General features: G+C 39.8%; 20 protein-coding genes, 1 tRNA gene and 1 riboswitch. Of the genes, 8 read left to right on the top strand and 13 right to left on the bottom strand.

Annotated features, from left to right (window positions below):
* Nucleotides 1–145: 145 nt before the first annotated feature.
* Nucleotides 146–298: riboswitch (cobalamin riboswitch) on the bottom strand.
* A 501-nt stretch (nt 299–799) separates the two neighbouring features.
* Both G322_RS0102680 and G322_RS0102675 read left to right on the top strand, forming a co-directional pair.
* Nucleotides 800–1,078 carry a YkoF family thiamine/hydroxymethylpyrimidine-binding protein gene (locus G322_RS0102680; RefSeq protein WP_022940271.1) on the top strand — a complete coding sequence of 93 codons (279 nt, stop codon included), beginning with the start codon at nt 800–802 and terminating at the stop codon, nt 1,076–1,078.
* Between the two features lie 215 nt (nt 1,079–1,293).
* Nucleotides 1,294–1,905, top strand: coding sequence for a pseudouridine synthase (locus tag G322_RS0102675; protein WP_022940270.1), 612 nt, complete (start codon nt 1,294–1,296; stop codon nt 1,903–1,905).
* Here G322_RS0102675 and G322_RS0102670 read toward each other — a convergent pair.
* Complete coding sequence (locus G322_RS0102670; protein ID WP_022940269.1) at nt 1,902–3,830, bottom strand: DNA topoisomerase III; 1,929 nt, start codon at nt 3,828–3,830, stop codon at nt 1,902–1,904. The two genes, G322_RS0102675 and G322_RS0102670, sit on opposite strands and share 4 nt — an antisense overlap.
* A gap of 97 nt (nt 3,831–3,927) precedes the next feature.
* Here G322_RS0102670 and G322_RS22125 point away from each other — a divergent pair, with 97 nt between their 5' ends.
* The gene (locus G322_RS22125) at nt 3,928–4,254 is read left to right on the top strand and encodes a hypothetical protein (RefSeq protein ID WP_022940268.1); all 327 of its coding nucleotides are present in this window, start codon (nt 3,928–3,930) and stop codon (nt 4,252–4,254) included.
* Between the two features lie 5 nt (nt 4,255–4,259).
* Here the strand turns inward: G322_RS22125 and G322_RS0102660 are convergent, their stop codons facing one another.
* Nucleotides 4,260–5,114, bottom strand: a complete 855-nt coding sequence (locus tag G322_RS0102660; protein WP_022940267.1) for a DnaJ C-terminal domain-containing protein — start codon at nt 5,112–5,114, stop codon at nt 4,260–4,262.
* Between the two features lie 26 nt (nt 5,115–5,140).
* On the bottom strand, nt 5,141–5,623 hold the full coding sequence (locus G322_RS0102655; RefSeq protein ID WP_022940266.1) for a YajQ family cyclic di-GMP-binding protein: 483 nt from the start codon (nt 5,621–5,623) through the stop codon (nt 5,141–5,143).
* Nucleotides 5,624–5,728: 105 nt separating this feature from the next.
* Here G322_RS0102655 and G322_RS0102650 point away from each other — a divergent pair, with 105 nt between their 5' ends.
* A complete protein-coding gene (locus G322_RS0102650; protein ID WP_022940265.1) occupies nt 5,729–6,619 on the top strand; it encodes a ketopantoate reductase family protein in 891 nt (296 codons plus the stop codon).
* Here G322_RS0102650 and G322_RS0102645 read toward each other — a convergent pair.
* From G322_RS0102645 to yejK, 7 genes are all read right to left on the bottom strand, one after another.
* Nucleotides 6,591–7,187: a Uma2 family endonuclease gene (locus G322_RS0102645; protein WP_022940264.1), complete on the bottom strand. Its 597-nt coding sequence runs from the start codon at nt 7,185–7,187 to the stop codon at nt 6,591–6,593. The genes G322_RS0102650 and G322_RS0102645 overlap by 29 nt on opposite strands.
* A 118-nt stretch (nt 7,188–7,305) precedes the next feature.
* Nucleotides 7,306–8,298 (bottom strand): LPP20 family lipoprotein, encoded by a 993-nt coding sequence (locus G322_RS0102640; protein ID WP_022940263.1) that lies wholly within the window; start codon nt 8,296–8,298, stop codon nt 7,306–7,308.
* An 8-nt stretch (nt 8,299–8,306) separates the two neighbouring features.
* Nucleotides 8,307–9,551 (bottom strand): COG3014 family protein, encoded by a 1,245-nt coding sequence (locus tag G322_RS0102635; protein WP_028866370.1) that lies wholly within the window; start codon nt 9,549–9,551, stop codon nt 8,307–8,309.
* A gap of 111 nt (nt 9,552–9,662) precedes the next feature.
* On the bottom strand, nt 9,663–10,262 hold the full coding sequence (locus G322_RS0102630) for a penicillin-binding protein activator LpoB (protein WP_022940261.1): 600 nt from the start codon (nt 10,260–10,262) through the stop codon (nt 9,663–9,665).
* Nucleotides 10,263–10,277: 15 nt separating this feature from the next.
* Nucleotides 10,278–10,628: an HIT domain-containing protein gene (locus G322_RS0102625; protein WP_022940260.1), complete on the bottom strand. Its 351-nt coding sequence runs from the start codon at nt 10,626–10,628 to the stop codon at nt 10,278–10,280.
* 66 nt (nt 10,629–10,694) lie between these two features.
* Nucleotides 10,695–11,561 (bottom strand): 6-carboxytetrahydropterin synthase, encoded by an 867-nt coding sequence (locus G322_RS0102620; protein WP_022940259.1) that lies wholly within the window; start codon nt 11,559–11,561, stop codon nt 10,695–10,697.
* A gap of 154 nt (nt 11,562–11,715) precedes the next feature.
* A complete protein-coding gene (gene yejK, locus G322_RS0102615) occupies nt 11,716–12,777 on the bottom strand; it encodes a nucleoid-associated protein YejK (protein WP_022940258.1) in 1,062 nt (353 codons plus the stop codon).
* Between the two features lie 155 nt (nt 12,778–12,932).
* Between yejK and G322_RS0102610 the strand changes: the two genes are divergently transcribed.
* Nucleotides 12,933–13,157 (top strand): YejL family protein, encoded by a 225-nt coding sequence (locus G322_RS0102610; protein ID WP_022940257.1) that lies wholly within the window; start codon nt 12,933–12,935, stop codon nt 13,155–13,157.
* A 5-nt stretch (nt 13,158–13,162) separates the two neighbouring features.
* Nucleotides 13,163–14,959, top strand: a complete 1,797-nt coding sequence (locus G322_RS0102605; RefSeq protein WP_022940256.1) for a DUF3413 domain-containing protein — start codon at nt 13,163–13,165, stop codon at nt 14,957–14,959.
* Between the two features lie 655 nt (nt 14,960–15,614).
* Here G322_RS0102605 and G322_RS0102595 read toward each other — a convergent pair.
* A tRNA-Ser gene (locus G322_RS0102595) sits at nt 15,615–15,705 on the bottom strand.
* 168 nt (nt 15,706–15,873) lie between these two features.
* On the opposite strand from G322_RS0102595, the gene G322_RS0102590 reads away from it, so the two are divergent.
* Together G322_RS0102590 and G322_RS0102585 are read left to right on the top strand one after the other, a co-directional pair.
* Nucleotides 15,874–17,847, top strand: a complete 1,974-nt coding sequence (locus tag G322_RS0102590; RefSeq protein WP_022940254.1) for an exoribonuclease II — start codon at nt 15,874–15,876, stop codon at nt 17,845–17,847.
* A gap of 280 nt (nt 17,848–18,127) precedes the next feature.
* Entirely contained in the window at nt 18,128–20,371 is a 2,244-nt protein-coding gene (locus G322_RS0102585; RefSeq protein ID WP_022940253.1) for a YgiQ family radical SAM protein, read from the top strand.
* Between the two features lie 73 nt (nt 20,372–20,444).
* Here G322_RS0102585 and recR read toward each other — a convergent pair whose 3' ends face one another.
* Nucleotides 20,445–21,041: a recombination mediator RecR gene (gene recR, locus G322_RS0102580; protein WP_022940252.1), complete on the bottom strand. Its 597-nt coding sequence runs from the start codon at nt 21,039–21,041 to the stop codon at nt 20,445–20,447.
* A gap of 234 nt (nt 21,042–21,275) precedes the next feature.
* A partial coding sequence (locus G322_RS23660) for a hypothetical protein (protein ID WP_033421983.1) occupies nt 21,276–21,486 on the bottom strand: 211 nt, incomplete at its 5' end.

Raw genomic sequence — 21,486 nt, 5'->3', positions numbered from 1 at the left:
AAATCTCCGTCTGAATAAAAGATAACAGGCGAAGTTGTGGAGGAGATGGTTAACATTAATAAAGATAATTTTTTATAGAAATCACTTTAACAAAGTAAAACCAGCCGGTGAAGCCCTCCGCAACACCACGGTACTTACATCAAGTGCAAGTATCTTCCAATGGTTTGGTATCCGGGCTTGAACATTTATATTACTATAAATGGCTCTACCGTTGCGGGGGCAGCCTTGGCTTTTGACCAAGTTCCCAAACGTTTATTTTTGTATTAACAGCAAAAAAACGCATCGTTTTATAAACGACATCCAAAGGAAGCAGAACAATAACTTGATATAGCTCAAACTTCAAACCTAAAGAGTGTAATTTACATTTAATTTATTTTTTAACTAAGTGTAAAGTCACTTTGTTACTTGTATACCCATGTTACCTCAAGGTGCTTTGTCAGGCACAAGCTCGGTAACCAGAGCAAGACGCAACATGGGCGAATGGTTATTCCCTTTATGATTGTTGCAACGCTGGGCTGCCATGGTTTAACAAAAGGCGAGCTTGCGCCCCGAAGGGCAAGGCAACTCGTACCAATCTGCGTTGTTATAAAATATCGACTTAGAATGTCTATTAAATAATTAACGTTTTCATGTTAATTATACCGATAGAGGATTAATGTGTTTTTATTAATCTCTCGAAAGGTTCAATTTTATGCCTAGCACCTTGGCACGATTTTCCTTGCTGACTTTGCACCTTGAAGTATCATGGGTATAGACAGGGCAGTACAATGACCTCACCGTTAATCAAACAGGAAACGTTATGCAAAATAATATGCAACTCTCTCTCGATATCAGCCTTTACCCACTTGCCGATGAAAAATATGAAGACGCAATTTGGGATTTTATTGAACGCCTGCACCAGCACAGTGACATTAAAGTAGAAACGAATGGCATGAGTACACAAGTATTTGGTGACTATGATGCGGTTATCGAAAAAGTGATGGCAGAGATAAAACAAACCCACATGCAGGTAGGCACCGCTATTTTTGTGTGTAAATTTGTACCCAGTGATAGGTCGGACTTTGTTTCTAAGTTTTAGTGATAAGTGACAGTAATAGCGAAAAACGACGTCACTGCGACTTAAATAACACGAGGTGATTGAGACTAAAAGAAAGTTAAGTCGCTTTGCCCAATAGCAAGTTAGAAACTATAAATTAGTGGCTAAAATAACGGTACCGTTACATTCAGTGCATCTAGCCTAAACTCACCGTATAATACGTTACCACTCAGATTTTATGATTAAGGCCATGTTTAATGCCAACCACGAATTTAACAGCGCTAACCGAATCAAGCCAGCACTTCAAAATATTTAAGCCCTATGGTTTTTTAAGTCAATTTGTACAAGAGCCCCGAAAAAAGAAACATCTGCTCGGTGAGCTATTTAACTTTCCTGATAAAATCATGGCGATTGGGCGATTAGATCACGACTCCGAAGGATTATTGTTACTCACGACCGATGGCATGATGAGTTACCAAGTGAGAAGTAAAGGCATAGAAAAAGAGTATTACGTGCAAGTGGATGGCGCAATCACGGAGGCTGCCATGTCACAGCTTCAAGAGGGTGTGGAGATTACTGTTAATGGTACAAAATATCTCACCCAGCCTTGTAAAAGCGTCAAGCTCGACGGTGAACCACAACTGCCCACTCGTGGCCGTAAAATACGCGATCCAAGACATGGCCCAACTAGCTGGATCTCTATCACGCTCTGTGAAGGTAAAAATCGTCAGATAAGAAAAATGACCGCCGCGGTAGGCTTTGCCACATTAAGACTGGTTAGAGTGCGCATTGGCAACATTCGTATCGATAATATGATTTCTGGTGAGGTTGTCACGCTCACCGATTTTGATACAACACTTCATCGCTAAGGTTTTTTAGTTTTACTGTAACTTGTCTTTTTAACCGTTGATTTTTTACGGTAAGACTTTTTAAATGGGCTCGCTGTTGCTGGTAAATCTTTTAATGCTTGCGGACCATCAATAATAGCCTGTTCTATCATCGCGGTTAGCTGGGTTTGTAGCGGTAAAACAAACCCGTTATAACTCTGTTTTTTCTCACTGATCGCATTTAACTGCATCTCCCATTGGGCGGTCATATCTGGAAGCGTTAAGGTTTCTGGCAAGCTTTGAATCAGCTTACGCCCGACCTCTGTGGCTTGAATCACTTTGCCAGTACGCTTTAAAAATTGGCGTTTAAACAGCAATTCAATAATACCTGCACGTGTGGCCTCTGTGCCTAAACCATCAGTCTCTTTAAGTATCGCTTTTAAGGAGGGATCTTTTACAAAACGGGTGATATTGCTCATAGCGGCAAGCAAGGTTGCATCGGTAAAATAAGCAGGAGGTTGCGTATTTTTTTCAAGCACTTCACCTTTTTCACAAAACAGTAATTGCCCTTTTTTAAGATTAGGCAGATAGGTATCTTTCTCCTGCCTGTCCACTAAAACTTTCCAACCATCACTCACTTTACTTTTTGCTTTGGCGACAAACAAACCGCCATTTATCTCAACTTCTGCAATACATTCAGCGTAACAATAGTCGGGGAAAAACTGCATGAGATATTGCCTCGCAATCAAACGATAAATATTCTGCGACATGCTATCTAAACTGCTGAGTAATTTACGGCTATCAGTTGGAATAATTGCATGGTGTGCATCAATTTTTTTATCGTTCCAAGCACGTCCTTTGATGGTTAGATCAGCATTCGTTGCATGCGGTTTTAAGCTACTTTCATTGTTCGCAATTGCGTTAGTTACCGCACTTGCTTGTGAATGATGGTTACGTGGCAAATAACGGGAATCTGAACGAGGATAGGTGATCAGTTTATGGCGCTCATACAGTGCCTGACAGCAATCTAGCACCTGTTGAGCACTATAGTGAAAACGTTTGGCTGCATCAATTTGCAATGATGATAAATTATAGGGAAGAGGCGCAATCTGATTTTTATTTTTAGCACTAAACGCACTAACTACTGCATCTTGATTTGTAATACGCGAGGCAACATTTTCAGCTAACCCTTTAACAACCACTCTACCCTCTTCATCTTGGTATTTCACACAGCTTTCACTGGGTTTCCATTTTGCACTGAATTGCTCATTTTTATCTGTTTTAAGGTGTGCTAACACCTCATAAAAGGGTTTACTAACAAAGGCTTCTATCTGCTCATCACGGCGTGTGACTAATCCTAATAGCGGTGTTTGCACACGGCCCACGGAGATAACCCCTTTATAGCCTGATTTTTGTGCTTGCAGTGTATAAACACGGGTAAGATTTAAACCGTATAACCAATCAGCGCGGGTTCTGGCGAGTGCTGAGGTTGAAAGCGCCACAAACTCTTGATTTGAGCGTAGCTGTTTTAATGATCGTTTCACCGCATTGGTGGTCAGGTCGCTCACCAGGCAACGCTCTGTTTGTTGCAACTTTTTACCTTTCACACCACTGAAGTGAATCACTTCATCTACCAGTAACTGCCCTTCACGATCTGGGTCACCAACATGCACCAATTGGTCTGCCTGTTTGATTAATTTTTTTAAGATCGCCAGCTGTTTACTGGTACGTGGCGTAGATTTTAGTTTCCATTTATCAGGAATAATCGGCAGATGTTCAAATTGCCATTTTTTATAGATGGGATCGTAAGCTTCGGGATCAACTTGTGTCAGCAGATGACCAATACACCAGCTCACCACATCACCATTACCTACATGAATACAGCCATCTGCTTTACGATGAGGCTTCGGCAGTGCTTCGGCAATCGCACGGGCAAGGCTAGGTTTTTCAGCAATGTATAATTTCATCGGCAATAACTCTTTGACTGTTTTTATACACAGTAGTTAAAATTGCGCTATAATTCAAGTAATATATATCACTATTAAATATGTCTAAGGAGATAACATGAAATTATTGATCATTGTTTTAGCGGTTTTTTCAATGTCTGTGCATGCAACCGATCAGGATTGGCAAGAGACTCAAGAATCAACGAAACAAGCGCTACTCGATTTTTGGGATGAGACGAAAACATTAAGTAATGAGGTTTGGCACGATAGCAAAGAGGGCTCAAAGGTATTATGGGAAGAGGGAAAAGAGAGTTCAAAGGAAGTTTGGCAATCGACCAAAGAAAAAAGCAGTGAATTATGGCAACAGGGAAATGAAAAATTGGATCAGTTTATGGAAGACAGTTCAAAAGAAAAAGATCCCACCAATCATTATGATGAGATCTAAACGCATTAAAACAGTTCAGCCAACTGTTCTAATAATCCGCGCTGTTTTTCAGTGAGCTCTGTGGGTGTTGTAATAACCACTTCGTAGATAAGATCCCCTATCAAGCCGTTGTTCATCGATTTAATGCCTTTGCCCTTGATACGGAATTTACGTCCCGCTTGTGTGCCTTGTGGAATTTTAATATTAATAAAACCCGCAAATGTTGGCACTTTTAAACTGCCACCAAGGGCTGCGGTGGTAAACGGTGTTTCAATCAAGCAGTACAGGTCGCGCCCTTCTCGGCGAAAAACATCGTGTTCAAGCAAACTCACTTCCACTAAAAGATCGCCATGACCTCCCCCTAATGTTCCTGGGTTACCTTTACCGTTAATACGTACACGTTGGCCGGTATCGATGCCAGCAGGAATCGTTACTTTTAACAGCTGTGGATTATTAGGCAGTTTTATCTCTTGCACACAACCTTCAACCGCCTCTTCTAAGCTAATTTCAATGGTGGCAATAATATCCGATCCTTTTTCTGGCTGTGGCTGATAACGCGGCTGTTGTTGCTGACGCTCTCCAAACATGCCACCAAACATATCATCAAAACCACCACCTTGCTGACCAAACCCACCGCGGCGACTTTGTCCACTTTCATCAAATGCACTGTGACCAAAATCATCATACTGTTGACGTTTTTCAGCATCATTGACAATTTCATAAGCAGATTTCACTTCACGGAAGTTATTCTCTGCAACCGGGTTATCAGGGTTACGATCGGGGTGGTATTTCATCGCCAATTTTTTATAGGCTTTTTTTATCTCTTTTTCTGAGGCATCTTTAGTAACACCTAATACCTCATAATAATCTCGTTTTGACATGTTTTATTAATCTCGAAAGTTATCTATTAATCACGGAAGTTATTAAACTGAAAAGGTTGACCTAATTCTGCACCACGGATCAGTGTCATCACCGCTTGTAAGTCATCACGCTTTTTAGCTGTAACGCGTAATTCCTCACCTTGAATTGCGGTTTGTACTTTCATCTTTTTATCTTTGATAAGTTTAATGATTTTCTTTGCCGTAGGTTGGTCAATGCCCTCTTTAAATTTAATCGTTTGTGACCACGATTGACCACTGTGTGTTGCGGTCTCAGTATCCATTGAACTTGCATCAATGCTACGTTTTATCACATTAGTACGCAGAATATCTAATAGTTGACGTAACTGAGGTTCAAACTCTGCAGAGAGCTTAGCGACCCCTTTATCAAAAGAAAAACTGGCTTTGACACCACGAAAATCAAAGCGTGTTTTGAGTTCACGGTTGGCATTATCCACCGCATTTTTTAGTTCCGATACATCAACTTCTGAAACAACATCAAATGAAGGCATTATTATGATCCTTAATGAAAAATTGAAATAAGCGCTAAGTTACCAGAATTTGCCTGTACTCGCTATGTTATGATACTTTTTTTAAGGGGATATTTAGGGGGAGCTATGTGGCAGATAATCGGTGCGGGTGCAATTGGCTGTTTATGGGCGACCAACCTACTGCGTGATGGTCAACAGGTAACACTTATTACGCGAAAAAACAGTCAGACTCAAACGCTAAATTATCAAGACTTACAAGGTAAAAGAACATCTTTTAATTGTAGACTTTCAACACAACTCAGCAACCGTGACGACCCTATTTTAGTCTGCGTGAAAGCCCCACAGGTCAAACAAGCACTGCTTCAACATCGACACAATATTAGTGAGCAACAAGCCATTATCTTAATGCATAATGGCATGGGAACCGCTGAGCAGGTAACTAAAATATTCCCTCATAACCCGATTATTTGCGCAACAACCACTAATGCAAGCTTGCTTAACGCTGAATTGAATATTATCCAAACAGGAAAAGGTGCGACCTATTTAGGCGCTTTTAATGAACAAGGAAAATCATTTTCAATCTTGGCAAATAAACTTAATAGCGCCTTGGATGACACGCTTTGGTGTGAAGATATCAAACAAAAACTGTGGTTAAAACTACTCATTAATATTGCAATAAATCCACTCACTGCAATTTTTAAAGTTAACAACGGTACACTTGCAAAAAAGCACTTTCAGAGACAGATAGCGCAGATGATAAACGAGGTAATGCCTGTTTTGGAAAAAGAGGGCTTACTGTTTGAGTCTCATATGTTACTCATAACAATTAATAATGTAATTCAAGCTACGGCGGCAAATTACAGCTCAATGAATCGTGATATCTATTTTAAACGTCCCACTGAAAATGAATATATTAGTGGTTATCTATTAAAAAAGGCGCTTCAATACAATATTGAAACGCCTTTGATTAGATCACTTTATGAGCAGATTAAAGAGATCTCTCATCAAGTAAAGTAGCGAGATATTTTTTCTTATCATCATTATTTATACGATCATAAATATCATTAACAGCGATTGAAACAGGAATTAATGGAAACTCAATCTCATCACCTAAAGTGTAATATTGTGGGATGAACCCAGCGCTACGGCTTAATACACACACTTCACAATACTCCTGCTCGACCAATATGTAATATTCAAGGGAGTCGATAGCAAGGTATTTTTTCTGTTTGGTGGAGTGATCATAAAAACGTGTAGATTTAGATAAGACCTCAACAATCAATTTGGGTGCGTTCTTAACATATTCAGTGTCATCTTGATGATCATCACAAACAATCATCACATCAGGATAGAAACAACAATCCGCTGTTTTTACTTTCATATCTGCCATAAAAGGCTCACAAGTTCGCCCTTTAAGTTGAGATAAAAATGCAGTATAAAAAGCGCCTGAGATTCGATTATGATCAGCACTTGCGCCTGCCATCGCATAAGCTTCACCCTCAATAAACTCATGTTTATCTTCTGCTAATAACTCGCCTTTCAGGTATTCACTCATGGTTAATTTTAATTTCATTACTGCGGACATATTACCCCCTTGGTTTAGGCTTCCTATCATACTGCACGAGCTGACACTCAACAACACTCACTCCTAACTCAACACTTACCGATTAAAAAAGATGTGATAACATCACGTTATATACAAGTTAAAGTGTTGGCGAGTCGCTCACCAACTCGGTTAAATATTGGGTAATATTAGCATTAACGCGGTCTTGTAAACGTAGCATTAACATCTCTTCTTGCTTCGCGGAAACTTTTAATGGCCAACGCTTACGGCTGATCACTTGGCCATTTTCAGAGAGTGAAAGCTCATAACTGCCACGTAACCAATACCAACCTTTAATAAGCGTTGGTTCAGTAATATCAATCTCTGCTGACACGACAATATTCGCATTAGCAACCACTTTCACCCCTAATTGTGCTAATCCTGATTGCACTGTTTTAGTGTGTTTTTTATGTTCAATATCAACAGACACCTCCATCGATGCCAGTTTTTTAGCAATTAAGCGTTCAATTTTTTTACTGGAGATCTCTATCGGCACACCAGAAACACTGACCTGTTTAAGTTGTAAATTAGCCATGTGACGCGCCATCTGTTCATCACGTGCAGCACGTAGTGCATTCAGTGACGCGATACTGTTGGGCGCAGTATTGATACTGTAATCAATCAACTCTGCAGTTGAATTATCAAGATCCATAATAATCTCATTAAGACTCATCGCGGCTTGGCGTTTTTCAAGCACTGCTAAGGTATAATATTCACCCGATGGACTAAGCCAGCTCTCCTTGATTTTGACCCCGCTAATCGCTTGCTCGGTATCTGTTTGAATACTACGTTGCAGTGAAGTAGAACTCTCCATGCTCACCCCTAACGCACTCTCTTGCTTAGTGGCTTCGGTTAATATTTTCGTTTCTGCTTGCACATTAACATAAAAGATTTCAGCGAGATTAGCGGTGGCATTTTTGCTGGCGCGATTGCGTTTAGAGGCTTGACCCACTGCGGTTAAATAATCAGTATCAGCATAGACACTATTTGCATTGTCTATCCATACAGGGCGTTTTTCTGTGTCCGTTGTACTGGCACAAGCTACCATTAAAAAACAGCTAAATAAAGTGATGATATTACGTTTTAAATTCATACAAACCTCTATTGTTGATAATGAAACACGGGCGTATCTAAACTAGATATTAATATTAAATTTTTTGAATTTTTAGTCAAAGAGATAACTTGCGGCGCATTGTTTGCACTCTCTACTTTTATCTCATTTGATGTTGTTTCTAAATAGGCAAATTGAATCGTTGATGGCAACATGTTCCAACTACGTAGATCTGCTATCTCAGTAAGTGCGGTGACAATATTAACTAAAATACCAAACAAAGAATCCTTTTTGCCTGCTTGATCCACCAGCTCATATTTAGCAATGGCACGTGTGGTGGTCAGTAATAAAATAGAGGGATACTCTTTACTGAGATCTTCACGGACTAATACATCTAAATTTTCAATCAGTTCAGTGGTTAATTGCTGATTAGCATCACTCAATTTAGCACGGGTTAGTCGATAATCTATTTTTGGATAAGCAGGCATGGAGATGCGAATGAGTTGCTCATTATTGCCACTGGGCACCATAATCGAGTTCTGTTTTTTATTGCTAACAATACCATCAAAATAGAGTGCAAAGATTTGGCTATTGCTGTTTTTTACAGGCGTAGGAAAACCACTGTAAGTCTTTTTATAAGTAAGGTATTGACCATTTTTATCAACCATATAACTCATGCGTAACAGGCTCTGTTGAAGCCCTACAGGGACGGCTAATTTTCTGTCTGTAATGATGTTTGCGGCATGTCTATAGCTGATCAACGCATTAGATTGTTCATCTAACATCTCATAAATAATCCCCGCAAGCAGATGGGTACTCGCTAACTGGCCATTCAATGATTTTCGATTGGCCAGTTTTTTCATGGCAACATCCGCTTGTAACATCTCAACACGCGCGCCATCAATATCATCATTAAACAGATAACTCAGCGCAAGTATATTGTGCACCATCACTCTGTCCGTTGGATAACCGCTGTAACTACGTAGCGTTTCATTGATCGTGCCCGCGGCTGCATTTTCACTGATTGAGGTAGCAGCCAATACTGCCATCTCTTTTTTGGCTTGTGTTAAGGTTTCAATAGAGGCGGGAAAATCACTTGCTAACAGTTGTAACAATCCCACATTAAGGTGGAACTGTGCATAGTCTCGCTCTGGGGGATCGGTTTCTTGTAACTGCTTAAGAATATGTTGCGGGTTTTGCTGATAAAGCTGATTAGCCAGCTTATTAGTTGCTCGTTGTTGTCCTGCACAAGCAGTTAACAACATGATAAAAAAGAGGGGAATTATCTTTTGCATAGCGAGATTGATGACCATTTTAATAAATTAAAAAAGGCGCTAATAAACGCCTGTCATTAAAAATAGGATGTGTGACTTCAGTGGACCAAGTAACACGTCCTGATGAAGCTATTACTCGCGTAATTTACTGTTTTTAACCAGTTTTTTAATCTTCTTCTGACCAACCCAAACTTTACGGTTATCTTTAATACTGATCAGCTCCAGATTAACTTGATAGAAACGCACTTGTGTGGTGCCATCAGCATCAATAATAGTATTAATCTGTCCTTGCATCATAAAATCAGCACCATACTCTTGGCCCATCTCTTTGCGTGTTTCCTCTGTTGCGTTGAGGTCTTGATCACCACGCTCTTCGCGGATTTCATCACGTGCACCAGCAGCAGCCACAAATTGTACTTCACCAGAATTAATTAATTCACGCTCCATATCTGCAATGAAAGTATTGGTATTAATATGCTCATGGCTTAAGTTACGAATTTTACCCACGATCACGGCTGGGTCTTTACCTTCTGCTTTAACAAAATTTGAGATCCAAGCGCGAGACAGTGCGTCTTCAACCATCTCTTTCGCAACTAATTGTGAGTCGGTATCGTTCCAAGCACCGCTTAGGTCAACTTCTTGTTGTGCATCTAAACGCTGCACAGAAGTTGAACAGGCACTAAGGAACAGTGTTGCGATTGCGATAAAGAGAACGTTATTTTTGATTTTCATTTAAATCTCCAAAGATTATAGAGTAACTAATTTACCAAGCGGTTGTCCGCCTAATAGGTGCAGGTGAATATGGTAAACCTCTTGGCCACCATCATCATTACAATTCATAATTAAACGGTAACCCGACTGCGCAATGCCCTCTTGCTTAGCGAGATTTTTAGCCACCGTATACAATTTCCCTATTAATATTTCGTCCTTTATCTCAATATCATTGGTTGTCGCAATCAATTTATTGGGAATAATTAAAATATGTGTTTTCGCCTGCGGTGAAATATCGCGAAAAGCGGTTACATAATCATCTTGATAAAGCATCTCTGAGGGGATCTCTTTATTAATGATCTTTCTAAAGATGGTCTCTTCTGGCATATATTTCTCTTTTATACTTGGAAGTAGGACTTTAGTCCTGCCTTGTTTTGTCTGCATCGTAATCACTTATAATTCAGCGATTGCGCCTTTACCTACACCCTCGTAAGCATAGACAGTAACATTGTCAGTACCAACCCGTTTTTTAGTTTGCACACAGATAAACTCAGCCAACTCTTCAACCGTGGTATCTTTGGGTAAAACTTCAGCACGGTGTGCAGGAATAAGCAGTTCAAAATATCCTTGTGGCGCATGATAAGCCGTGCATAATTTTTCAACATTATTACTTTTAATAATAAAAGAGAGATCCGCTTTATCAATAATATCATCACGGCTCACTAGGTAGATATCTTTCCAACGATTTGCCCAATCTTGCACTAACGCATGATTAAACTCACCATTAATAAAAATATCTAATTTAGAACGATGTCCATGAGCGATGCGCTGACAGTTACCATCATGCTTTTTAAGGCCATGCGTATAATGATAAAAAGGGGTTTCAATTTTTTCACTACGCAACGTTATCTCAAGTCCACCGATATTGTCTGGGAGTTGCAATAAAATAAGATGTTCAAGGTAAGTTTCAATGACCTCAATCGTCACCGTTTCACTTTCCACTAAACAATAAGCCTCATTCGGACACTTTAATTGAATATAGCTATTATCATTGAGCTTAAAATTGACCTGTGTACGCTGTGGCTCCAGTGTCACAGCGCATCTTTCTGATGCATGTGGCACAATCAGTTTATGATCCACTTCCGCATCAATAATCGCTTTAATCTGCTTTTTAACCAATGAAAAATCTAAGATCATTGATTGCTCATTTAATGCGCCCGTTAACGTCACATCAACAATATAACTCTCACCCACAAAACCTCGTTGGGCATCTAAATATGTAGCATCAATGACGGTTAGGTCACGTACAAATAATTTCATCTATTTTTCCTATTAAAAACAGCCTATTTAAACAATACTTTCGCCAATTTTAATTTAAGTTTAAAATGGCATTTCACACCAATATAAATCAAATACTTACAAGCAAAAAAATCAGCCAAAATGGATTACTTTCCATTTTGGCGACGAGGTATTGTTAAAACGGCGCAATACTATTATCGTCTTCAGTCTGACTGGTTTGTGCTACTGCATCACGTTTTAGTTGTTCACGTAGATTAGGCGGAATGCCTTTAATGGTTAAGGTATCACTGTCAGCATCATATTGGATACGCTCACCTAAATGTTTTTGGTCAAAACTAATGCTCACGCCACCGCCCTGTCCGACATATTTGGTTAACTTGCGCATCACACTACGATCAGCGGGAAAGTTTTTCTCTAGTTGGTAATCTTCACTAACAAAGTCATAAAAGCTCCCTTCCAATTTGGGGGTTTCTTGTAGTTGTTCTGACAATGTTGATAGGTCGATATCTTCGCCCTGTTTTAACTGCTCTTTACAGTAATCAAACGTAACTGCACGTACCTCTTGCTTTTTTTCAATCGGTAATGCCTCTTTTTCACAGAACTCTTCAACGGCTTTCATTAATACTTGGTTTTGTATTTTTGCATCAAAACCTTCCTGTGCCCCCATAAAATCCAAAAAGAAATCAGACACTTGACGCCCAACACGCCCTTTAATAAAAGAAAGGTAACGGTTAGAGTCTGGCGAACGTGCTAGTAACGTTAAATCGATGCGTGTCACTAACTGAATTTTACTGGTTTCAAGATATTGGCTAGTGGTTAACTCAAGGTTTTCATTGACGCTCACTGATTCATTATTTTGTAATAACGCAATTAAAAGGTAGTCACTGGCTGTCCAACTGTATTTACTGACTAATAAAATACCCTGCTCTGCAAAATCTTGTTTTTGTAATTCTGCTAACAAACAATCCACCGCAGTATGCGAGAAGCGCACAAAATCTAATTCGCCCGACATCTCTTTTTCTAAGGCGCGTTGAAAAACCTGAGGCTTTTCAGATTCTTTAAGGAAAGAGGCAAACGCTTTATTGGTTTTACTTTGATAAGTGCGGTGAATTTTTGTTAAGAACTGCTCAATAGAGGGTGAGATAGGCAATTCACCTTCACGTTTTGTACACTCTAATACCCCCTCAGGGCTATACTTCAAAGCGTGTAAAATAATGTTTTTTGCGGAGATGTTCATAAATAGCGCCCATATTTTAAAGATAAAAATGATTATGCCACCAAAGTTCGGTGCATAAAATCAGTTTTATCAAAAAACTCATTGGCGAACAGATTGGTATAATGAGGGGAGTGAGGTATTATATGTTTTTTATTCATTAATATAGACTGACATACATGCCAATTATCTCTAAATATTCAAACGAAAAAATCGAAAAAATCCTCGATGAAGTGATGGAAGTACTGCATAAAAATGACGTATCTGTTGATTTAAGTCTCATGGTACTCGGTAATAGCCTAACGCATATTATCAATAGCCAAGTGCCATTACATCAACGTGAAAAAATTACTGAAAAGTTCGTAAAAGCATTTACCGCTTCAATTAACAATAAAGATAAATAACTCCTATGGTTGAAACTGGTCATAAATTCCACGATAACGTCTCCCGCTTAATTAACTGGGCGCACTGGTTTACTTTTTTCAACCTAATATTGGTCTCTTTAATAAGCCTGCGTTATATAAAATACGCCGGTTTATCAGACTCTGGCCTTGGCATCGCTTATCAATTTACCAGCCTGATTGGCCACTTTAGTTTTGTTTCTGCAATGGTGTTTGGCGTTTTACTTTTTCCACTTGCCTTTATTATCCCCTTTCAACGTTTATACCGTGCGTTAGCCATTATTATCAGCACCACAGCCGTTACATTCTTAATTGTTGATACACAGATATTCAAGCTCTATGAGTTCCACCTTAACCCACTAATTTGGCAGTTCTTGCAACGCCCTGAGCAGGTTGAGCAGATCTATTCTATCAATTTGCACTATATCTCTATCCCGATTATTCTAGTGATTGAGTTTATTATCTCCTTTTTTGTATGGCGTAAGTGTCGTCAACTGCAAGCAAAAGCGATCGGCAAACCCATCGCTATCTTTCTATTTTCCATTTTTGTTATCACTCACCTCACCTATATCTGGGCAGATGCCAAACAATACCGCCCTATTACCCAGCAAAAATCTCTTTACCCACTTTCATATCCGATGACTGCACGTACCTTTTTAACCAAGCAGGGTTGGTTAAGTGACGACAAATTACAAACCCGTATTAGTAGACAACAAGGCAAAAGTAGCGATACATTAAATTATCCAAAACAACCCTTAACGTATTTAAGCGATGATTTAAAAACCGCCAACAAAAACATATTACTGATCACCATAGAAGCACTGCGCGCAGACGTACTGAACGAAAAAAACATGCCTTTTACTTATTCGTTAACTCAGCAGGGATTGAATTACAAACAACATTTCAGTGGCGCAAGTAACCACAAACAGGGAATATTCAGCCTCTTTTATGCACTGCCAAACCGCTATTGGTCAGAGATAACACTTAACTATATTCCGCCTGTTTTCATCACTCGTTTAAAAGAGCAGAATTATCAGTTTGGGCTATTTTCAAGCATCGGATTTTTACACCCTGAGTATTTACAAAGTAGCTTCAGTCATCTCAATATCCCCGCTTTACGTGAATACTCTGACAGTCATAGCAATAAATCCATTACCCAAGATTGGTTGCAATGGTTTAAACAAACAGATCCACAGAAAAACTGGCTTGGTTTTTTATATTTTCAGCAAGCAGGAAAAGCATTAGCACTTAATGACAATAACTTCAGCCTTGCACAGCGCAGTGAAAAGATGGCCTTATACCAACAACAAGTGCTTGCAATTGATAATAAAATAAAACAACTTATCGAAGCGTTAAAAGCCAGCAAACAGCTTGAAAATAGCATTGTTATCATCACAGGTAGCAATGGAGCCTCTTTTGAAAAAGCTTCTTCCGCACAAGCTGCGATTAATAATGCGCACGTGCCTTTGTTAGTGCTATGGCCAGGCCAAAATGCGCGTACCATATCACGCATGACCAGCCATGTAGATATTGTCCCCACCTTGATGGAGGAAATGTTAGGCGTACAGCAAGATGCATCACAATACAGCAGCGGACAAAGTCTATTTGATAACAACAGTCGGCCCTATCTTTTATCAGGCGATCTTAAAAAATATGTTATTTATGAGAAAAACAAAATAACCCAATTTGATAATAATGGAGAAATATCCAGTATTAATTGGCAAGGCATAACAATTAATGAAGATGAATTTGATATCACCCTGTTAATTGATGTGTTGTCTAAGTTGCGCAGCTTCAAAGATTAATTGATTATGTTTTTAAGGGTAATTATTTGTTTTTTTATGCATTTTTATTCACAGCAACGTTAACTTACGCACGCAATAACCCCCACAGCATGCGTCAACTCAACATAATTAAATGTTACTAATGATATTGTTTTATCAGTTATCCAAAGTACATGCCGAGTAGAGCAACTAAAGTACGGATAGTAATAAGTGGGTTCACATGACAGGGCAGTTATGTGTATGGACGATATAAAAGGACAATATTATGCACTCTGTTTTATTCCAAACTACCACCCAACTGGAGAATAAGTTAAGTGGTCTTTACGAAGTTCTCTATAAAAAAAAGAGCAAAATAGCGAAAAACATTAACCAATTCGCAAAAAGCAAAAAAAATCACAGCGTAAAACAAGCTCTTTTTTTACATTTAAGTTTTAATACAGGTTTAATATCCACACTCTTTTATCTGCTTTATTAATTGATACTACCGACTTTTAAAAAATCCTGCTTTGTTGCAGGATTTTTTTTGTTTGTATTAAAGTAAAATAACGCAGTGGTTTCGTGGTTGTTGTTTTATTTGAAAAAACCGTATGAGCAGGAAAGATTGAACATTGAAATAATAGCTAAACCTAAAAAGCAAAAAGGCACTAACTGTAAACAGTTAGTGCCTTTTCTAATATGGCGGAGGAGGAGAGATTTGAACTCTCGGAGAGCTATAAACCCTCGCTGGTTTTCAAGACCAGTGCATTCGGCCGCTCTGCCACCCCTCCGCAGAACGAGGCGAATATTAAACAGGTTTGCCTAAAAAGCCAAGCTATTTTTACAATTATTTGAAAAATTAGCGCTTTTAGACATTTGCCTCTTTTATTGCGCCTAATAAGTCTTTATATTTAGCGACTCACTTTATAACCTGCATTCATCTTTAAGGTTTTTATTTTATGTTTCAGAACAATCCGTTGCTTAGCCAATTAAAAAAGACAATCCAACAAGATATTCCAAAACGACAAGGTATCGTAAAAGCAACAGACAAAGGTTACGGCTTTTTAGAAACGGACAAAGGTAAACGTTTTTTTATCCCCCCTAATGAGATGAAAAAAGTATTACATGGCGATCGTATCAGCGCTTTTATCCGCGAAAATGGTGACAAAACCACAGTTGAGCCCCATCAACTGAAAAACAGTGAAACAGATATTTTTGTTGCACGGTTAATCATGCAAAACAATAAAATATCCATTAAAGCGAATAACCCGCTGATAAAAGGTTTCTTTAAAATTCAAGGAGGGCAAAAGCTCGCTGAGCAAGGTTATCAAGACGGCGATTGGGTCAGTGTTAAACTACTAAAACATGCATTGAATGAGGGTAAAGGCTTTCTTGTTGAAGTGATTGAAAAAGTGGCAGAGGCCAACGACCCTTTTGCTTACCGTCTAATTACCGTTGCCACCCATAAACTGCCTAACAAAGCGCCTGAGTTTGACCACCCTTGGCAAGTGATCGATCCTGAACTTGAACGTCAAGATCTCACTAAACTGCCGTTCTTCACTATTGATGGTATCAATACCCAAGACATGGATGATGCACTGCATATTGCGCCTCGTGAAAATGGCTGGTTGCTGACCGTTGCTATCTCCGACCCTAGTGCTTATGTTCCCGAAGAGAGTGAAATGGATGCAGAAGCCAAACGTCGCGCATTCACACTGTATCTGCCTAACTTTAATGTACCGATGCTACCACGCGATCTCAGCGATAGTCTTTGTTCACTCAAAGAGGGTGAAAAACGCGCCACAATTTGCTGTCAAATAGAGATTAATAAAGCGGGAGAGATCATTGGAGAAACACCCTTTTTTGCGGCATGGATAAAATCTCATTATCGTCTTAACTATTGCGCTGTTTCCAACTACCTTGAAAATAGTGATGAAAACAGCGATACATGGAAACCTAATCGCCAATTGGCGGAGCAACTACAAACACTCAGTGAAGCAAGCTTAAAACGCTTACAATGGCGTACAGAAAACAACGTGGTGTTTAAAAGTAATCCCGACTACACCTTAAAGCTCAACAACAAAGGTGAAGTCTATGAAATTTTATGTGAGCCTCGACGCACCGCAAACCGCCTTGTAGAAGAGTCAATGATTGCAGCCAACATCTGCGCAGGGCAATTTTTAAGTAAACATAAACAGCAAGGTGTTTTTAATACTCATTCTGGTTTTGCCAGTGATCGTCTCGCCAAAGCGGTGACGTTATTAGCCGAATATAATATTGAATCTGATGTTGAAACACTTAATACGCTCAGCGGTTATACCAAAATGCGTCAGCAAACGGCCCTATTACATAACTGTTATTTAGATCATCGTCTGCGTAAACTACTCGCTTATGCCGATACCAAGAATAGTCCTGCACCGCACTTCACAATGGGTGTTGAAAGTTACGCTACGTGGACCTCTCCCATCCGAAAATATGGCGATCTGCTTAATCACCGTTTAATTAAGTCTATCTTGTTAGAAAAAGATAATATTACTATCAGCGATGATATTGGTGCGCTACTCAATGATGCCCGTAAGTCACAACGTCTTGCTGAGCGTGATGTAAATAACCTGTTATATAGCCAGTACCTAAAAGATCAGGTGCAATCAAAATGGCGCTATAAAGCGGAAATTTTTGATATTATCAAAGCAGGTGTACGTGTACGTATTCAAGAGAATGGCGCGACCTTCTTTATTCCCTGTAGCTTGTTATGTGCAAATACAAAAGATGCCAAGCAGATAGATTGTAGTCGAGAACTGGGCAAGGTAATTATTGCAGGGCAAACAGAGTTACAACTGGGTGATGTGATCGATGTCATGCTGAACAACGTGAAGCTTGAAACCAACCAACTGATCGGGCGATTAGCCGATCCGTTGGTTATTCCTGAATAAGGGACCCTACGCTAAAACCCCAATACATAACCACGAAGCCACTGCTTTGCACAGCGTTCACGAAGAAAAGCAAATAAAAAAGGGTGAATATTGCCCTTCCTTTTCCTTCGTGCCTTCGTGGTTAACTTTTTTTTTGAACTTTCAAAACAACAAAACTTCACAATGAAAGTTTGTAATTCACTGTTCTATTTACTTAAAATTCCCCCAAAAATTTCGCGGTTAAGAAATTCGTGTGGTTATGTTAAACTGCGCGATTATTTTCTACTGACAGGCAACAACAATGAGTCTTGATCTACTGCAAGCTGACCGCCCTCTTTTCTCTTACCCCTCTTTTAAAGGGCGTAACGAAAAGCCTGCGCCATTTTTACCAATGTCACGCAAAGAGATGAGAAAACTAGGTTGGGATAGTTGCGATATTATTATTGTTGTGGGTGATGCGTATGTAGATCACCCAAGCTTTGGTATGGCTGTCATCGGCCGTACTCTTGAAGCACAAGGTTACCGTGTGGGGATTATCTCACAACCCGATTGGCACAGCAAAGATGCCTTTATGCAACTGGGTAAACCCAATCTCTTTTTTGGCGTTTCTGCAGGTAACATGGACTCCATGATCAACCGCTATACTGCTGAGCGTCGCATGCGCCACGATGATGCTTATACACCCAATAATGAGGGCGGAAAACGTCCTGACAGAGCGGTGCTTGGTTATACACAACGCTGTAAAGAGGCTTATAAAGATGTTCCCGTTATTATTGGTGGTATTGAAGCAAGCTTGCGCCGTATTGCCCATTACGATTACTGGTCAGACAAAGTCCGCCACTCGGTATTATTAGACTCTAAAGCAGATATTTTACTGTTTGGTAATGCAGAGCGCCCGTTGCTTGAAGTTGCGCATCGTATCTCGTTAGGTGAATCAGTCAAAGAGATGCTCGATATCCGTGGCACCGCCATTTTAACCAAACAAGCACTGCCTAACTGGGAGGGAATAGACTCTCAGCAAGTGGATCAACTGGGTAAAATAGACCCGATTATTAACCCTTATGCTGATATTAATGTTGCCTGCGCCACACAAAAATTATCCGATGAAAGCAGTGCAGAGCAAGACGTCACCCAACCGATTATGGTATTGCCTCCTTTGGCAAAATCTCACAAGAAAAAACCGTGGGAAAACGTCTACATTCAACTGCCAAGTTACGAAAAAGTGAAAACAGATAAAGTATTGTATGCACACACATCACGTGTTTTACACCAAGAAACCAATCCGGGTTGTGCGCGTGCATTAGCGCAGTTTCATGGAAAACGATTATTATGGGTTAACCCCCCCGCTTATCCATTAACCACGCCTGAAATAGATGCAGTATTTGGTCTGCAATATCAACGTGTACCTCACCCTGTTTATGGTGATGCTAAAATTCCCGCATACGATATGATCCGTTTTTCAATTAATATTATGCGAGGCTGTTTTGGGGGCTGTACTTTCTGTTCCATCACCGAGCATGAAGGACGTGTTATTCAGAGCCGCTCAGAAGACTCTATCATCAAAGAGATAGAAACCATTCGTGATAAAGTGCCCGGTTTTACAGGCGTTATCTCTGATTTAGGTGGGCCAACGGCCAATATGTATCGCCTTAAATGTAAAAGCCCCAAAGCGGAACAAACCTGTCGCCGTTTAAGCTGTGTATTCCCTGATATTTGTCATCATATGAATACCGACCATGAACATACCATTAACCTTTATCGTCGCGCTCGTAAACTACCGGGTATTAAAAAAGTGTTGATCGCATCAGGCGTTCGCTATGACATTGCAGTGGAAGATCCGCGTTATGTGAAAGAGCTGGTTGAGCATCATGTAGGTGGTTACCTTAAAATCGCGCCTGAGCATACTGAAAAAGGCCCGCTTGATAAGATGATGAAACCCACCATGACTAGCTACGAAGCGTTCAAACAGATGTTTGAAAAGTATTCTAAAGCGGCCAATAAAAAACAGTATTTGATCCCCTACTTTATCTCAGCGCATCCGGGCACGACAGATGAAGATATGGTTAATCTCGCGTTATGGCTAAAAAGTAATAACTTCAAGTTAGATCAAGTGCAAAATTTTTATCCCTCTCCGATGGCAAATGCCACGACTATGTATCACACAGGGAAAAATCCACTGCATAAAGTAAATAATGAAAGTGAAGATGTTCTGATCACCAAAGGCACACGCCAACGTAAACTGCATAAAGCCATTTTACGTTATCATGTACCAGAAAACTGGCCACAAATTCGTGAAGTATTAAAGTCACTGGGTCTTGCACGTAAATTGATTGGCCGTAGCGCCAGCTGTTTAGTACCCGCGGAGTCACGCGATGAGATGAAAGCAATCATTAAGAAAGGGGGAAAACCTGCACAACCCGCATTAAGTCGACACACAGGGTTGGATCAGTTTAAAACGCAAGGAACGGGGAAGAAGAGCGTTAAAAAACGCCCTAATCAAAAAAACAGAGTGGGTTCAACACGGAAAATAAAACTGGGTAAGTAGCTTTTACCAAGGCAGCACTAACGTTCCACTTCCCAACTGCGGAAGTGGTGCATCGCTTCGCCAAAACAACAAGTTAAATCTCAGAACGGCCTGCAAATGAGTGTGATAATGTGGTGCTATCCACAAATTCAAGCTCACCTCCCACAGGTACACCATGTGCAATGCGGCTCACTTTAATGTTGAATTTCTTAGCCATTTCAGCAATATAATACGCTGTTGCCTCGCCCTCTACCGTTGGGTTGGTCGCTAAAATAACCTCACTAATATTGCTCGTTGATAATTGTGACTCTAATAGATTTAACCCTAATTGATCAGGGCCGATACCATCAAGGGGTGAAAGATGTCCCATCAACACAAAATAAGTTCCTGAAAATAGCGCAGTTTGCTCAATAGCCAGCACATCTACCGGCATTTCAACCACACAGATACTTCCATTGTGATTACGCTTTTCATTCACACAGAGATAACAAAGTTCAGACTCAGTAAAAGTGCGACACTGTTTACAGTGACCAATTTCATGCACGGCTCTTTCCAATACATGACTTAATTTTAATGCACCTTGGCGGTTTTTATCAAGCAGATGATAGACCATGCGTTGTGCCGACTTGGGGCCAACACTCGGCAGACATTGTAAAGCTTGGGTTAATTCATCTAATAAAGAGTTACTCATTTTATTTTATCTCTGCTTAGGATCGGCTTCAAAATTACTTGCGCTTTTGTTTTTAAAAGAACCCGTCATTTAGAATTGGCTTCAACATTACTTACGATTTTGTTTTTAAAATAGCCAGTCACTTAAGGCTTTTTGGAAACAATTTATCGCAAGTTATTTTGTAACGATTCCTTCAGGCTTTTTGAAAAAAATTTAGCGCAAGTTATTGTGTAACGATTCCTTAATGGTTGTGATTCAGAAGATATTATCATATAAACCCTGCAAATATTGCAGTCGCTCAACACTATCACGAAGACTTCCCTCACGATGCTCAATACGCCACAAGCGCTGATACTCAGCGATTAAAGGAAATAAGTGCTCAGAGAGAATAGTGCAGCTATTTACCTCTAACTTTTGCGCTTCAAGGGCATTCTGCTTGACTAATTCAATACCGAATAAACACTCA

The sequence above is a fragment of the Psychromonas hadalis ATCC BAA-638 genome, from assembly GCF_000420245.1.
In the GTDB taxonomy this organism is placed as follows: Bacteria; Pseudomonadota; Gammaproteobacteria; order Enterobacterales; family Psychromonadaceae; genus Psychromonas; species Psychromonas hadalis.
The sequence above is the reverse complement of the archived record's forward strand: the minus strand, read 5'-3'. Positions and strand labels throughout refer to the sequence as shown.

Bases quoted from the DNA above. Each gene is read 5' to 3' on its own strand.
- G322_RS0102680 (WP_022940271.1), top strand. From the start codon at position 800: ATGCAAAATAATATGCAACTCTCTCTCGATATCAGCCTTTACCCACTT.
- G322_RS0102590 (WP_022940254.1), top strand. From the start codon at position 15,874: ATGTTTCAGAACAATCCGTTGCTTAGCCAATTAAAAAAGACAATCCAA.
- G322_RS0102655 (WP_022940266.1), bottom strand. From the start codon at position 5,623: ATGCCTTCATTTGATGTTGTTTCAGAAGTTGATGTATCGGAACTAAAA.
- G322_RS0102635 (WP_028866370.1), bottom strand. From the start codon at position 9,551: ATGCAAAAGATAATTCCCCTCTTTTTTATCATGTTGTTAACTGCTTGT.
- G322_RS0102670 (WP_022940269.1), bottom strand. From the start codon at position 3,830: ATGAAATTATACATTGCTGAAAAACCTAGCCTTGCCCGTGCGATTGCC.
- G322_RS0102625 (WP_022940260.1), bottom strand. From the start codon at position 10,628: ATGCCAGAAGAGACCATCTTTAGAAAGATCATTAATAAAGAGATCCCC.
- G322_RS0102585 (WP_022940253.1), top strand. From the start codon at position 18,128: ATGAGTCTTGATCTACTGCAAGCTGACCGCCCTCTTTTCTCTTACCCC.
- G322_RS0102610 (WP_022940257.1), top strand. From the start codon at position 12,933: ATGCCAATTATCTCTAAATATTCAAACGAAAAAATCGAAAAAATCCTC.
- G322_RS0102640 (WP_022940263.1), bottom strand. From the start codon at position 8,298: ATGAATTTAAAACGTAATATCATCACTTTATTTAGCTGTTTTTTAATG.
- G322_RS0102645 (WP_022940264.1), bottom strand. From the start codon at position 7,187: ATGTCCGCAGTAATGAAATTAAAATTAACCATGAGTGAATACCTGAAA.
- G322_RS0102620 (WP_022940259.1), bottom strand. From the start codon at position 11,561: ATGAAATTATTTGTACGTGACCTAACCGTCATTGATGCTACATATTTA.
- G322_RS0102630 (WP_022940261.1), bottom strand. From the start codon at position 10,262: ATGAAAATCAAAAATAACGTTCTCTTTATCGCAATCGCAACACTGTTC.
- G322_RS0102650 (WP_022940265.1), top strand. From the start codon at position 5,729: ATGTGGCAGATAATCGGTGCGGGTGCAATTGGCTGTTTATGGGCGACC.
- recR (WP_022940252.1), bottom strand. From the start codon at position 21,041: ATGAGTAACTCTTTATTAGATGAATTAACCCAAGCTTTACAATGTCTG.
- G322_RS0102675 (WP_022940270.1), top strand. From the start codon at position 1,294: ATGCCAACCACGAATTTAACAGCGCTAACCGAATCAAGCCAGCACTTC.
- yejK (WP_022940258.1), bottom strand. From the start codon at position 12,777: ATGAACATCTCCGCAAAAAACATTATTTTACACGCTTTGAAGTATAGC.
- G322_RS22125 (WP_022940268.1), top strand. From the start codon at position 3,928: ATGAAATTATTGATCATTGTTTTAGCGGTTTTTTCAATGTCTGTGCAT.
- G322_RS0102605 (WP_022940256.1), top strand. From the start codon at position 13,163: ATGGTTGAAACTGGTCATAAATTCCACGATAACGTCTCCCGCTTAATT.
- G322_RS0102660 (WP_022940267.1), bottom strand. From the start codon at position 5,114: ATGTCAAAACGAGATTATTATGAGGTATTAGGTGTTACTAAAGATGCC.